Annotated in this window: 9 protein-coding genes; 7 read left to right on the top strand and 2 right to left on the bottom strand. The window is 68.7% G+C overall.

Annotated features, from left to right (window positions below):
- Window positions 1-244: 244 nt before the first annotated feature.
- Window positions 245-1132 carry a TonB family protein gene (locus ACIGII_RS15400; RefSeq protein WP_399639277.1) on the bottom strand — a complete coding sequence of 296 codons (888 nt, stop codon included), beginning with the start codon at window positions 1130-1132 and terminating at the stop codon, window positions 245-247.
- Window positions 1129-2079: a glutathione synthase gene (gene gshB, locus ACIGII_RS15395; protein WP_399639278.1), complete on the bottom strand. Its 951-nt coding sequence runs from the start codon at window positions 2077-2079 to the stop codon at window positions 1129-1131. The genes ACIGII_RS15400 and gshB overlap by 4 nt, the downstream gene beginning before the upstream one ends.
- A 248-nt stretch (window positions 2080-2327) precedes the next feature.
- Between gshB and pilG the strand changes: the two genes are divergently transcribed.
- The 7 genes from pilG to ACIGII_RS15360 all read left to right on the top strand — a co-directional run bounded on the left by pilG (window position 2328) and on the right by ACIGII_RS15360 (window position 14155).
- Window positions 2328-2729: a twitching motility response regulator PilG gene (pilG, locus tag ACIGII_RS15390; protein ID WP_399639280.1), complete on the top strand. Its 402-nt coding sequence runs from the start codon at window positions 2328-2330 to the stop codon at window positions 2727-2729.
- 18 nt (window positions 2730-2747) lie between these two features.
- A complete protein-coding gene (locus tag ACIGII_RS15385) occupies window positions 2748-3110 on the top strand; it encodes a PleD family two-component system response regulator (RefSeq protein ID WP_399639281.1) in 363 nt (120 codons plus the stop codon).
- Window positions 3110-3640 carry a chemotaxis protein CheW gene (locus ACIGII_RS15380; protein WP_399639283.1) on the top strand — a complete coding sequence of 177 codons (531 nt, stop codon included), beginning with the start codon at window positions 3110-3112 and terminating at the stop codon, window positions 3638-3640. The genes ACIGII_RS15385 and ACIGII_RS15380 overlap by 1 nt, the downstream gene beginning before the upstream one ends.
- A gap of 43 nt (window positions 3641-3683) precedes the next feature.
- On the top strand, window positions 3684-5720 hold the full coding sequence (locus ACIGII_RS15375; protein WP_399639284.1) for a methyl-accepting chemotaxis protein: 2037 nt from the start codon (window positions 3684-3686) through the stop codon (window positions 5718-5720).
- A gap of 94 nt (window positions 5721-5814) precedes the next feature.
- Window positions 5815-12348 carry an Hpt domain-containing protein gene (locus ACIGII_RS15370; RefSeq protein ID WP_399639286.1) on the top strand — a complete coding sequence of 2178 codons (6534 nt, stop codon included), beginning with the start codon at window positions 5815-5817 and terminating at the stop codon, window positions 12346-12348.
- Entirely contained in the window at window positions 12335-13651 is a 1317-nt protein-coding gene (locus tag ACIGII_RS15365; protein WP_399639287.1) for a chemotaxis protein CheB, read from the top strand. Before ACIGII_RS15370 ends, ACIGII_RS15365 begins: the two co-directional genes overlap by 14 nt.
- Window positions 13652-13684: 33 nt before the next feature.
- On the top strand, window positions 13685-14155 hold the full coding sequence (locus ACIGII_RS15360) for a chemotaxis protein CheW (protein ID WP_399639288.1): 471 nt from the start codon (window positions 13685-13687) through the stop codon (window positions 14153-14155).
- Window positions 14156-14217: the final 62 nt, after the last annotated feature.

Raw genomic sequence — 14217 nt, 5'->3', positions numbered from 1 at the left:
GTTTGAAACGCCTTTCGTATTGGATCATGAACAAATTCCAGAGGTTGGATGGGCGTCCAACTTCTGGGGGTCAGTTCAATGGCGTGTCGCTACGCAGGTTGACCAACGCCATCGTCCTGCGCACGTAGAAATTCGTAGTGACACGCCATGCGTGTCAACCGCGCGCAGCGCGGCCCAAGCATCCGGAGCCATCGAATATCCGTTCCGACAGCGCCGCCGACGTTCAGAGCGCCCGGAGCCGCCGTCACCGGTCGTCGCGCAGCTCGCCGCCCGGCAAAAACACCCAGGTCCGGGTCACCTGCAGGATATCCACCCCGTCATCGGTCTTCGGCAGCGGCGGGAACGGCTGGGCCAGGCGGATCACCCGCAGCGCGGTCTCGTCCAGCAGCGGGGTGCCGCTGCTGCGCAGGATCCGGCTGCTTTCCACGCTGCCATCGCGGCGCACGCCCACGGTAATCACCACCTGGCCGCCCAGCCGGCGCTGGCGCGCCTCATCGGGGTAGTTCAGGTTGCCGACCCGCTCGGCCCGGTCCACCCACGCGCGCAGGTAGTTGGCGTAGGCGTACTCGCGCGTGCTGGCCGAGACGAACTTGCGGTTCGGACGCTTGGCGTACTGCGCCGAACGCAGGTGCACTTCGGCAGCCAGCCGCGCCATCTCGGCGTCGCGCTGCTCGCGCGCGGTCGGGGCGGCGTCCGGCTGAGGGGTGTCCGGCAGCGGCTGCGTCTGCGCCTTGGCCACCGGGTCGGGACTGTTGCGGCTGGCCACCACCCGCGCCTGCGGCGGCGGCGGGCGGGCCGCGTCCTGGCGCTGCTGCGGCACCGGCGACAGCCCGGCCTGCGGCTGCGGCACGATCCCGGCCTGGTTGTCGCGCGGGCGCTGCGCCTTGTCGTGGTCGCCGCCGCCCTGCTGGTTGGCCTGGGCCAGGAAGTCGGCTTGTTTAGGCGTCAGCGGCGTCCGGGTCTGGCTGAAGATCACATCCAGGGTCGGCACCAGCGCAGCGTTGTCGCTGACCGCAAAGCCCACCCCCAGGATCAGCAGCGCATGCACCAGCACCGACAGCGCCAGGGTCGCGCCCAGGCGTTGCGATTCGCGGGCCTGCAGCGGCACCCTCGGATCGACCACCGTGCTCATCGCGGCAGGCCGGCCTCGATCGCGTCGAACAGGGTGCCGGCGATGTTCAGGCCGAACTGCGCATCCAGCTCGCGCACGCAGGTGGGGCTGGTGACATTGACCTCGGTCAGGTAGTCGCCAATCACGTCCAGCCCGACAAAGCGCATGCCGCGCCGCTTCATCTCCGGGCCCACCTGGGCGGCGATCCAGCGGTCGCGCTCGCTCAGCGGGCGGCCTTCGCCGCGGCCGCCGGCGGCCAGGTTGCCGCGGAACTCGTCGCCCTGCGGGATGCGCGCCAGGCAGTAGTCCACCGGCTCGCCATCGACCAGCAGGATGCGCTTGTCGCCGGCGGTGATGTCCGGGATGAATTTCTGCGCCAGCGCCAGCTTGCGCTCGCCGTCGGTCAATGTTTCCAGGATCACGTTGAGGTTGGGGTCGCCGGTGCCGCTGCGGAAGATCGAGCGTCCGCCCATGCCGTCCAGCGGCTTGAGCACGGCCTGGCCGTGTTCGAGCACGAACGCCTTCAGGTCGGCATGGCGGCGGCTGACCAGGGTCGGCGGGCAGCACTGCGGGAACAGCAGGGCGGCCAGCTTTTCGTTGTAATCGCGCAGCCCCTGCGGATCGTTGACCACCAGCGCACCGGCCTGCTGGGCCACGCCGAGCACCTGGGTGTCGTAGATGAATTCGGCATCCACCGGCGGATCCTTGCGCATCAGCACCACCTGGCCGGGGCCGAACGTGGTCTGGCTGAATTCGCCCAGCGTGAACCAGTCATGGGTGTCCTCGCGCACCTGCAGGGGCGCGGTGCGGGCCACCGCCACGCCGTCGCGCAGGGCCAGCCCACCGGGGCTGACGTAGTGCAGGGCGTGGCCCCGGCGCTGCGCTTCCAGCAGCATGGCGAAGGTGGTGTCCTTGGCGATCTTGATATGGGCGATGGGGTCCATCACCACGATGACGTTCAACGGCATGGTCGCAACCTGGCGGGCAGGCGCTGATGGTAGCGGCAATGCGCCCGCGCTGCCTGCCCCGGGCGCCGGAACGCAGCGTCCGCCGCCTTCACGCTTTGCGCAGTTCCGGCCCCGGCCGCCGCCCGGGGGGTGCATCTGGCTTGGCTTCGGAACCACACCCTTGATGACGGCCGCGTGGTGGGATATAGATACGCTTTCGCAGCGGCGCCGGACCAAAGCAGAAGCGTCGCGCGCTCGGGGAAAAGGTAATGACTGAAAACATGACTGCGGGTGGGGAACTCGCAGGGCTCAGGGTCATGGTCATCGACGATTCGAAGACCATTCGACGTACCGCTGAAACACTGCTCAAGCGCGAAGGCTGCGAGGTGGTGACGGCGAACGATGGTTTCGAGGCGTTGGCCAAGATTGCCGACCAACAGCCGCAGATCATCTTCGTGGACATCATGATGCCCCGCCTGGACGGCTATCAGACCTGCGCGCTGATCAAGAACAACCAGCTGTTCAAGGCCACGCCGGTGATCATGCTGTCCTCCAAGGACGGCCTGTTCGACAAGGCGCGCGGGCGCATCGTGGGCTCGGAGCAGTACCTGACCAAGCCCTTCACGCGTGAAGAACTGCTGGGTGCCATCCGCACATACGTCAACGCCTGACCAGGGGGGAAAGGCACAATGGCTCGAATCGTTCTGATCGAGGATTCACCGACCGACCGGGCGGTGTTCATCCAATGGTTGACCAAGGCCGGGCACGAAGTGCTGGAGGCCAGCAACGCCGAGGACGGGATCAAGCTCGTACAGGAACACCACCCACAGCTGGTGCTGATGGACGTGGTACTGCCGGGCATGAGCGGCTTCCAGGCCACCCGTGCGCTGAACCGCGACGAGAAGACCAAGGCCATTCCGGTCATCATCGTCAGCACCAAGGCGATGGAAACCGACAAGGCCTGGGGGCTGCGCCAGGGCGCGGCCGCCTACATGGTCAAGCCACCGCGCGAGGACGAGCTGATCGCGCAGATCAACCAACTGGTGTCCTGATGCGTTCTCCCTTCGACATCCTTGAAGCCTACGAACGGCGCAGCCTGGCCCATGCCGTGCAGCTGCCCGAGCGGCAGTTCGCCCAGGACCTGTGGCGCGGCGTCGGCTACCGGGTCGGCAAGCGCCACCTGGTCTCGGACTTCCGCGAAGTGGTCGAAATCGTCCCGATGCCGCCGATCACCCCGGTGCCCGGCGCGCAGCCGTGGCTGCTGGGCGTGGGCAACCTGCGCGGCAACCTGTTCCCGGTGGTCGACCTGAAATATTTCATGGAAGGCGAGCGCACCGTGCAGCAGGAAGGCCAGCGCGTGCTGATCATGCGCCAGGCGGGCGGCGACGTGGCCCTGACCATCGACGAACTGTTCGGGCAGCGCAGCTTCGAACAGGACCAGGGCACCGGCACCGGTGAACTGGCCGGCGGCCGTTACGCCCATTTCGTCGACCGCGCCTTCCATGGCGACGGGCGCGACTGGGGCGTGTTCTCGCTGTCGCTGTTGTCGCGTACCCCCGAATTCAGGCAGGCCGCGGCATGAACGCTGCTGCCTTCCTCACCGTATTGAAGATCGAGGTTGAACGATGAGCACTTCTTCGGACACCGCCAAGGCCGGCAAGCTGGGCTCGGTAGGCACCAATTTCTGGCTGGGCCTGCTGGCCCTGTCGTTGATCGTGTTCGCCCTCAATACCGGCGTGGCCACCTGGCAGGGCAGCCGCCTGGCCGGCGCCAGTACCGGCGCGGCCGACCTCCAGGTGCTGTCCCAGCAGCTGGCCAACCAGGGTCGTGAAGCGGTCTCGGGCAACGCCCAGGCCTTCACCGCGTTCAAGGACACCAAGGCGCGCATCGAAAGCACCGTCAGCAGCCTGCAGGGGCGCTACGGCAATGAATCGAACGTGTCCGGCGCGCTCAACCAGCTCACCCAGACCTGGGAGCCGCTGGGCAAGAGCGCCGCGCAGCTGGTGGCCAGCGAACCGGCGGTGCTGGCCCTGGCCGGCAATGCCAACAACTTCGTCAATGGCGTCCCGGCGCTGCAGGCCCAGCTCAACGAAGTGGTCCGCGCCATGTCGGCCGGCGGCGCGCCGGCTTCGCAGGTGTACAACGCACTGCAGCAGGTGGTGGTGGTCGGCTCGATGGCCCGCCGCGTGACGGAAATGCGCGCCGGCGGGGGCAATGCCGCCGCCGCGGGTGACGCACTGGCCCGCGACTCGGTGGTGTTCACCCAGGTGCTGGACGCGCTGCGCAACGGCAACGATGAACTGGGTATCGCCCCGGTCCGCAACGCCGGCGCGCTGGCGGCGCTGGAGCAGTCGCAGAAGCAGTGGGACACCATGAAGCAGGACGCCGACGCGATCCTGGCCAGTTCGCGCCAGCTGTTCTCGGCGCAGTCCTCGGCCGCGGCACTGACCGCCGGCTCGGGCAAGATGCTCGATGACAGCAAGCGCCTGTTCGAAGCGTTCTCCTCCTTCGGTTCGGTGCGCGATACCCGCCCGTTCCCGAATTTCTGGCTGGGCGTGGTGTCCGGCGTGCTGTCGCTGATCGCCATCATCGGCTTCGTCAGCAGCACCGTGCGCAGCCGCTCGCGCGAGCAGGAACTGCGTTACCAGACCCAGGTGGAGTTCAACAGCCGCAACCAGCAGGCGATCATGCGGCTGCTGGACGAAATCAGCTCGCTGGGTGAAGGCGACCTTACTGTGAAAGCCTCGGTGACCGAGGACATGACCGGCGCCATCGCCGACGCAATCAATTACGCCGTGGACGAACTGCGCCACCTGGTGACCACCATCAACGACACCTCGGCCAAGGTCGCCGTGTCCACCCAGGAAACCCAGGCCACCGCGATGCAGCTGGCCGAAGCGGCCGGCCACCAGGCCAACCAGATCACCTCGGCGTCGGACCGCATCGGCGAAATCGCGTCGAGCATCGAACAGGTGTCGCGCAACTCGGCCGAGTCGGCCGACGTGGCGCAGCGCTCGGTGGTGATCGCGGCCGAAGGTGCCGGCGTGGTGCGCGAAACCATCCAGGGCATGGACCAGATCCGCGACCAGATCCAGGAAACGTCCAAGCGCATCAAGCGCCTGGGTGAGTCGTCGCAGGAAATCGGCTCGATCGTGGAACTGATCAACGACATTTCCGAGCAGACCAACATCCTGGCGTTGAACGCCGCCGTGCAGGCGGCCTCGGCCGGTGAAGCCGGCCGCGGTTTCGCCGTGGTGGCCGACGAAGTGCAGCGCCTGGCAGAACGCACCTCCGGTGCGACCCGACGCATTGAAAACCTGGTCCAGGCCATTCAGGCCGATACCAACGAGGCGGTCAGTTCGATGGAGCAGACCACCGCCGAAGTGGTGTCCGGTGCACGCCTGGCCGAGGATGCCGGTACCGCACTGACCGAAATCGAACGCGTGTCCAACGCGCTCAACAACCTCATCAAGAACATCTCGATCGCCGCCCAGCAGCAGTCTTCCGCCGCCTCCGACATCACCCGCACCATGGGCGTGATCCGTCAGATTACCGGCCAGACCTCGCAGGGCGCGGGACAGACCGCCGAGTCGATCGGTCATTTGGCACAGCTGGCGGCCGACCTGCGCCGCTCGGTTGCCGACTTCAAGCTGCCGGCGTGAGCCGCGGGCAGGGCGGAGAGGGAAGGAATCAGCAGATGATGCATCGCGAGAAATCACAGCACGACACGCGCGCGCCCCTGCCGGGAGACCTGGCATGAGCACGCTGCGCGATGCCATGAGCAATGCCGCCCTGGGCTGGGTCAAGCCGGAGCTGGACGAGACCCTGCGCCAAGTGCGCAACGAGGTCGAGTATTACGCCGAGGACCCGGCCGACGGCAGTCGCATGCGCTTCTGCGCCGGCTACCTGCACCAGGTGCAGGGCACCCTGCGCATGGTCGAGCTGTACGCCCCGGCGATGGTGGCCGAGGAAATGGAACAGCTGGCCAACGCCATCGGTGCCGGCGAGGTGCCCGACCGCGACGAAGCCTGCGCCACCCTGATGCGGGGCAGCGTGCTGCTGCCCGACTACCTGGAGCGCCTGCAGAACGGCCATCGCGACATTCCGATCGTGCTGCTGCCGCTGCTCAACGACATCCGTTCCGCGCGCGGTGCGCCGGGCATCAATGAAAGCGTGCTGTTCGCGTTCGCGCCGGACAGCGCCAGCGCCACCGAAGCCGAGCTGGACCACGCGCGCGGCAGCCTGAGCGGGCGCAACCGCGAACTGCTCGACACCGTGGGCAATGCAGTCAAGGAAGAACTGCTGCGGATCAAGGACGCCCTGGACCTGCACCTGCGCACCGGCGGCGAGCCGGCCCAGCTGCAGACCCAGGTCGACGAACTGGGCGCCGTGGCCGACACCCTGGGCATGATGGGCCTGGGCGTGGCGCGCGGCGTGGTCGTGCAGCAGCGCGACGCGCTGCGCGGCGTGGTCAGCGGCGAGCAGCAGATCGACGAAACCCTGCTGCTGGATATCGCGGGCGCCCTGTTGTACGTGGATGCCTCGCTGGACGACCAGGTCGCCCACCTGGGGGCCGGCGGCAGTGGCGAAGACGACCCGAGCGCGGCCGAAGGCCGGCGCACCGTGGAGATCCTGGCGCACGAAGCAATCGCCAATTTCGCTGCGGCGCGCGAGCACTTCGTCGCCTTCATCGAGACCAACTGGAACCACCAGCAGCTGCACGAAGTGCCGCGCCTGCTGGGCGAGGTCGCCGGCGCGCTGCGCATGCTCGACCTGGCGACCCCCGCCGATTACCTGCAGGGCGTACGCCAATACATCACGGTCGAGTTGATCGGCCGCCAGCGGGTGCCCAGCGGGCGCCAGCTGGACACGCTGGCCGACGCCATGGCCAGCCTGGAGTACTACCTGGAAGCCCTGCGCGAACGTCGCCAGGGACGCGAAGACATCCTCGACATCACCCGCACCAGCCTGGAAACGCTGCGCTACTGGCCGCTGCCGGACGAAAACGCCGCACCGGCCGACGCCACCGCCGAAGCACTGCCGGTGGCCCCGGAGCACGTCGAGCTGAGCGGTTGGGATGCGCCCGTGGTCGCCCCGGTCGAGGTGGCCGTTTCCCCGGCTGCGCCGGCACCGGGCACTGTGCCGCCGCCGCCGCTGCCGGACGTCAGTTTCGAGCCGCTGCCTGCCGCCGCGACTGCCGCGCCGCTCGAGCCGGCGACCAAGCCTGCGCCCACCCTGGTGTTCGAAGCATCCAGCGCGCCGGTCGCCAGCGATGCGCCGCAGTGGACGCTGCAGGGCGAGGCACTCCGCCATGAAGCCGCGCCGACTTTCGCCCACTTCGACCCGGTCGTGGCCGAAGATGCGCAGGCCGGCCCCGACTGGGGGGTTGCTCCGGTTGAGATCGCGCCGATCGTGCTGGATGGCGCCGACGCTGCGGTGTCCGATCACGGCATCCCGGCTGACATCGGTGCCACCGGTTTCGACCCGGTTGCGGCCGAACATGACGCTCTGGAGCTGAGCGACGAACCGATCGAATTCACCTTCGACGAACCGCTGCAGAATGCCGGCGACGTGTTGTCGCTGCAGGTCGACGACAGCGCGTCCGACGCGCAGGCAAGTGAACCCGATACCGCTGCGCCGCTCACGGTGGACGCGCCGCTGGACGACGAGGTCGTGCCTGCCGACGACATCGCCGCCTCCGCGCCGGCCACCCCCGTTGGCGTGCAGGAAGCGGTGATCAACCCGATCGAACTGGATGATGAATCGGCCCGCTTCCTGGCCGAGCTGGACATCGCGGCATCGCAGTTCAGCACCGTGCCGGCGGTGGAGGCCTCTGCCCTGGTCGACGCACAGGCGGCCGTGCACGCCGACGAAGCCGCCGATGGCACCATCGATGCCGGTTTCGAGGACGATGGCGAGAACATCGACCAGGATATCCGCGAGGTCTTCATTGAAGAATTCGACGAAGAACTGGTCAACCTGGGCAACCTGTTGCCGGTCTGGCGCATGGCGCCGGACAACATGGACCGCCTGCGACCGATCCGCCGCGTCTTCCACACCCTGAAGGGCAGTGGCCGCCTGGTCGGTGCGCGCACCCTGGGCGAATTCAGCTGGAAGATCGAGGGCATGCTCAACCGCGTGCTCGATGGCAGCCGCCCGGCCTCGCCGGCGGTGGTGGCCATGGTCACGCAGGCCTATGAAGTGCTGCCGCAGCTCAATGCCGCGCTGCGCGACGGCAGCCGCGTGAGCGCGGACCTGCAGGCCATGCAGGCCATTGCCGACCGCGTGGGCGCCGGCGAAGAAACCTTCCACGTGCCGCTGCAGCGTCCGGCTCCAGTCGCCGCACCGGCAGAGGCTGTCGAGACTGTCGAAGCGGTCGAAGCGGTTGAAGCGGACACCGGCACCCCGGCCAACATCGACGAGGTGCTGCGCGAGATCCTCGAGGCCGAAGTGGAGACCCACCACGCCACGCTGCAGTCCTGGCTGCAGGACGCCGAGGCGGCGCCACAGCCGGTCACCGACACCCTGCTGCGCGCGGTGCACACCATGAACGGTGCGTTCGCGATGACCGACGTGCCGGAGATCACCGCCGTCACCGGCGGCGCGGAAAGCTACATCAAGCGTTCGCTGGCCGCCGACGCGATGCCGGACGCCGAAGGCGTGTCGGCGTTGTCGGCGACGGCGGCGGCCATCCGCGCCACCATGACCGCGCTGCAGGCCGATGCCCCGCGCATTCCGTCGCAGGCAGCGCTGGCGCAGCGCCTGCAGGCGCTGGCCGAAACCCTGCCCGAAGCACGCTGGCCGGCGCTGGTGGCGGATGACGGCTCGGACGTGGACGGCGACGATCTTGACGCCATCGAGGCCCTTGCGGTCGATCTGGCGGACGATGCCGAGGGCGCTCGCGACGCCGAAGCGGATGCGTCGCGCGACGCCCACGACGTCACCGCGCACGAACTGGCGGCGTTCTCGGCGCAGTTCGACGAACGCGATGGCGTTGCCACTGCCGACGACAGCACCGACAGCGCACTGCAGCAGGCCATCGTCGACGCGGATGGGCTGTCGATCGTCGAGGTTGTACCGACCGACGAAGCCGCCGCGATCACCGAGGCCGAAAGCGAAGCATCTGCAGGGGCAGGAGCGCCGCTGGCGGATGAGCTCACCGGCAGCGATGACCTGTCGGCATACTTCGACGCCGGCCTGGTCCCGTCGTTCGACGCACCGGGCGTTGCCCCGCCGCAGGACGCGGATGCGCCGGAAACGGCTGCGCCCGACATCGTGGACGCGGGTCTGGACACCGTGGAGCTTACCGGCGCCGACGACCTGTCGCGATTCTACGAACCCACCCTGCCGGGCACCGAAGACACCCTCCAGGCCATCGAGCTGGAGGCGGCCGAGGCCGAAGCGCTGCATGAAGGGATCGATGCAGGCGATGTGACCGAGCCGGAAGCGATCACGCTGGACGCGGTTGAAGCCGTTGAAGCCGTTGAAGCGGTTGAGACCGTTGAAGCTGCCGAGGCGGTCGAAGCGGTCGAAGCGGTCGAGGCCATCGAGATCGCCGAAACCATCGACATCGTCGAGCCTGTCGAAGCGACCGCCGACAACGCGGCCGACGACGCCGTCGAAGACGAGCTTGACGAGATGCTGCCGTCGAGCCCGGCGTTCGGCGAACCGGTGGACGTACAGCAGGCGCTGGACGACGGCCTCACTGTGGTCGAGGCGCCCGATACCGCGCCGTCCGCCGATGACCTCGGCGTGCTCGGCCTGGACGCCTCGCACGCGGCGCTGGACGAGGCCGATGCGTTCGCACAGGACGATGCCGAGCCTTCCGACGTTGCCGACACCGACACCGACACCGACGGCGCGGCCACCGCGACGCCGCTGTTCGAACTGGAGGATGCCCCGGTCGCGGCCGAAGCGCCTGCCATCGAAGAGCTCGACGACGTCGGGTCGCTGGACTTCAGCGTCCTCGATCGCGAGCTGGTGGATATCTTCGTCGAGGAAGGCAAGGACCTGCTCGATCATTGCGACGGCCTGATCAGCGAGCTGCGCGCTGCACCGCAGGACCGCGAGGCGCTGGCCGGGCTGCAGCGTGACCTGCACACCCTGAAGGGTGGCGCGCGCATGGCCGGCATCAACGCCATCGGCGACCTTGGCCACGGCATCGAATCGCTGCTGGAAGCGGTCGCGGCCAACCGCACCGACATCGACCGTAGCGACGTGCACCTGCTGGAGCGTGGCTTCGACCGCCTGCACCAGATGCTGACCCGCACCGGCAAGCATCGCGACGTGGCGATGCCCGATGACCTGATTGCCGCGTTCGAACAGCGCACCCTGGGGCGCGAAGAAGCCACCGAGGCCAGCGCCGCCGCGCCGGTCGAGGCGGCCGCAGTGGCCATCGACACCGCCGTGGCCGCCGCGCCGCTCTCGGCACCGGTGCCGCTGGAAGCGTCCAACGACGAAGACAGCCTGGCCCGTCCGCAGCAGGAGCAGGTGCGCGTGCGCGCCGACCTGCTCGATCGCCTGGTCAACCACGCCGGTGAAGTGGCCATCTACCGCTCGCGGCTTGAACAGCAGCTGGGTGCCTTCCGCGGCGCCATGGGCGAACTGGATCGCACCAACGCGCGTCTGCGCGACCAGCTGCGCCGCCTGGACCTGGAAACGGAAGCCCAGATCGTGGCCCGTTACCAGCGCGAGCAGGAACAGGTCGACCACTCCTTCGATCCGCTGGAACTGGACCGCTTCTCCACGCTGCAGCAGCTCAGCCGTGCGCTGAACGAATCCGCAGCCGACCTTGGCGGCCTGCAGGGCGTGCTCGACGACCTGTCGCGCCAGTACGACGTGTTGCTGCAGCAGCAGTCGCGCGTCAGCTCGGAACTGCAGGACGGCCTGATGCGCGCGCGCATGGTGCCGTTCGACGGCCTGGTCCCGCGCCTGCGCCGTGTCGTGCGCCAGGCCGGCCAGGACACCGGCAAGCAGGTCCATGTCACCCTGGACGGTACCCACGGCGAACTGGACCGGAACGTGCTCGACCGCATGGTGGCGCCGCTGGAACACATGCTGCGCAACTCGGTCGCCCACGGGCTGGAAACGCCGGAACAGCGTCGTGCCGCCGGCAAGCCGGAGGAAGGCGAAATCGCCATCCGCCTGCGCCGCGAAGGGTCGGAAATCGTGCTGGAAGTGGCCGATGACGGTGCCGGGCTGAATCGCGAGGCGATCCGTCGCCGCGCCGAACAGCGCGGCCTGGTCGAGGCCGATGCGGTGCTCTCCGACGCCCAGCTGGACGCGATGATTTTCGCGGCCGGGTTCAGTACCGCCGACCAGGTCAGCCAGCTGGCTGGCCGCGGCGTGGGCATGGACGTGGTGCACAACGAAGTGCGCCAGCTCGGCGGCACGGTGGACATCCACTCGGTGCCGGGCAAGGGCGTCACCTTCACCCTGCGCCTGCCGCAGACCCTGGCGGTCACCCAGGCGGTGTTCGTGCAGATCGGCGACACCACCTTCGCGGTGCCGGTCGCCTCGGTCAGCGGTATCGGCCGGATCTCGCGCGAGCGCTTCGAATCGGCCGAGGGCGGCTACCACTACGGCGGCGAAGAGTTCGTGCTGCATGACCTTGGTACGCTCGTCGGGCAGGGCCAGGCCCGCGCCGAAGGCCAGGCCCAGGTGCCGCTGCTGCTGGTGCGTGCCGGTGAACTGCGTGCGGCGGTGGCGATCGACCAGGTGCTGGGCAACCGCGAAATCGTGGTCAAGCCGGTCGGCCTGCAGATCGCCTCGGTCCCGGGCATCTACGGCGCCACCATCACCGGTGATGGTCGCGTGGTGGTGATCCTGGACGTGGCACCGCTGGTCCGTCGTTACCAGGCCAACCCGCTCAAGCCGGTCGCTCCCACCGCGCAGGCCAGCGACCGCCAGGCGCCGCTGGTGATGGTGGTCGACGACTCGCTGACCATGCGCAAGGTCACCGGCCGCATCCTGGAGCGCCACAACTTCGAAGTGGCCGTCGCCCGCGACGGTATCGAAGCGCTGGAGCGACTGGAGGAGCGGGTGCCCGACCTGATGCTGCTGGATATTGAAATGCCGCGCATGGATGGCTATGAACTGGCCACCGCGATGCGCGCCGATCCACGCTACAAGGGCGTGCCGATCGTGATGATCACTTCGCGCAGCGGCGACAAGCACCGTCAACGCGCCTTTGAAATCGGTGTCCAGCGTTACCTGGGCAAGCCGTACCAGGAGCTGGACCTGATGCGAAACGTGTATGACCTGCTGGGGATCGCCCGTGCCCGTGAATGACCTGAACCCGCTGCCGCTGGTGGCATTGCTGGCACGGGTCGGCCCGGCACGCGAGCGCCTGCGCGAAGCGCTGGCCCAGGCCGGTGCGACCGTAGTGCTGGAAGAAGACCCCAACAGCGTGGATGCGGAAACCCTGGGCGGCGTGGACGCCAGTGCGGTGTTGATCGCGCTGGAGCCGGCCGTGGAAGATGCGCTGGAGCGCCTCGACCCGGTGCTGGCCTCGCCGGCGCTGACCGTGATCTTCGACGAGGCCGAGCTGGCCGCCCGTCGCGAGGGCTGGGAAGCGCAGCGGTGGGCCCGCCACCTGGTCGCCAAGCTGCACGGCCACCAGGACGTGTTGCCGCCGGGGTCGGAGCAGGAAGGCCTGCTGCAGCCCGAACCGGGCCTGCCGCAGACCCCGGCCGAGCTGCATGACGGTGCACCCCTGGAATTCCATGTGCGCGAGGCGTTCGACGCTGCCGCCGACGTACCCACCGACGGCCTGTACACCCCGCCGGAAGCCTACAGCGAGCCGATGTCGCTGGAGGAAGCGCTGGCGGCCATGCAGGCGCCCGCCGCGGTGCCGGCCAGCGTGCCGCCGCCGGTGCCGGCTGCAGAAACCGCGCCGCGCGCGCCGCTGGGCGATCACAGCAGCTGGTCGCTGGTCGAAGAGGACGCGCCTGCGCCTGCAGCCGTTCCCGCACCGCCGGTGAGCACGCCGCCGGCCGTGGACAGCTTCGTCAGTCCCGGCCTGTCGCTGGTGGAACTGGAGCCGGCCATCGAACCCGACGGTGCCGCGCCCGGCGCCGCGCTGGTCCTGGCCGGCATTGGCGGTCCCGACGCGCTGCGCCGCCTGCTGGCCGCATTGCCGGCCGGGCTGGCGGTGCCGGTGCTGGTCTACATGCGCCTGGACGGCGGTCGCTACGGCAACCTGGTCAAGCAGATGGCGCGGGTATCGGCGCTGCCGGTGCTGCTGGCCGAGTCCGACCAGCCGGTGCTGGCCGGCAACGCCTATATCCTGCCCGACGATGTCGGTGTGGCCGTGCGCAACCGCGGGCTGCACTTCATCGCCGATGCGCGCGGCATCCAGGTGGCGGAGCTGCCGCCGGCCCATAGCGCGGTCGTGCTGCTCAGCGGCAGCGACGTGGCGGTGCTGGACGATGTGCTGGCATTGGCCGTTGCCGGCGCCTGGGTGGCCGGCCAGACCGGTGACGGCTGCTACGACCCGGTCGCCGCCAACGCGGTGGTCGCGGCCGGCATGGCCGCCGGCGACCCGCCGCAGCTGGCCGCCGCCATCGTCGAACGCTGGGGCGTAAGCGAGTAATCGCCGCCCCATGGCCCTTTCAGGAAGCACACCATGAGTTACGCCAGCAACGACGAAATCCGCGGAGTATTGATCCAGGCCGGCACCGAGCGGGTGCTGTTGCCGAACGCGACCGTGGCCGAAATGATGTCCAAGGTGCCGGTGACGGCCATCCCCGACGCGCCCGCGTGGTTGCTCGGACAGATTGAATGGCATGGCTGGGACGTCCCGCTGATGTCATTCGCGCGTCTGTCCAGCCAGGGCGAGGAGCCGGTGGTGAGCAACAACAAGGTGGTGGTGCTGAAGGCGTTGGGTGGCAATGCCAAGCGCCCGTACTTCGCCCTGCTGACCCAGACCTTCCCGCAGTTGATCTCGGTGCCGCGCGACGGCCTGCTGGCCGACGCGTCGGAAGAGACCCTGCCGCAGGGCGTGCACATGCGCGTGCTGCTGGGCGAGCAGAGCGCGCTGCTGCCGGACCTCGACGCGCTGGAAGCGGCGCTGGACGAAGCGCATCCGGTGAATTGAGCGGGTATCGACCAACGGTCGATACCTACCGGTGATGCGGCGTTGCATCGACCAACGGTCGT

Origin of the sequence: Stenotrophomonas sp. NPDC077420, assembly GCF_044543385.1 — a bacterium.
GTDB lineage: Bacteria > Pseudomonadota > Gammaproteobacteria > Xanthomonadales > Xanthomonadaceae > Stenotrophomonas.
This window is presented reverse-complemented; position numbering and strand designations above follow the sequence as displayed.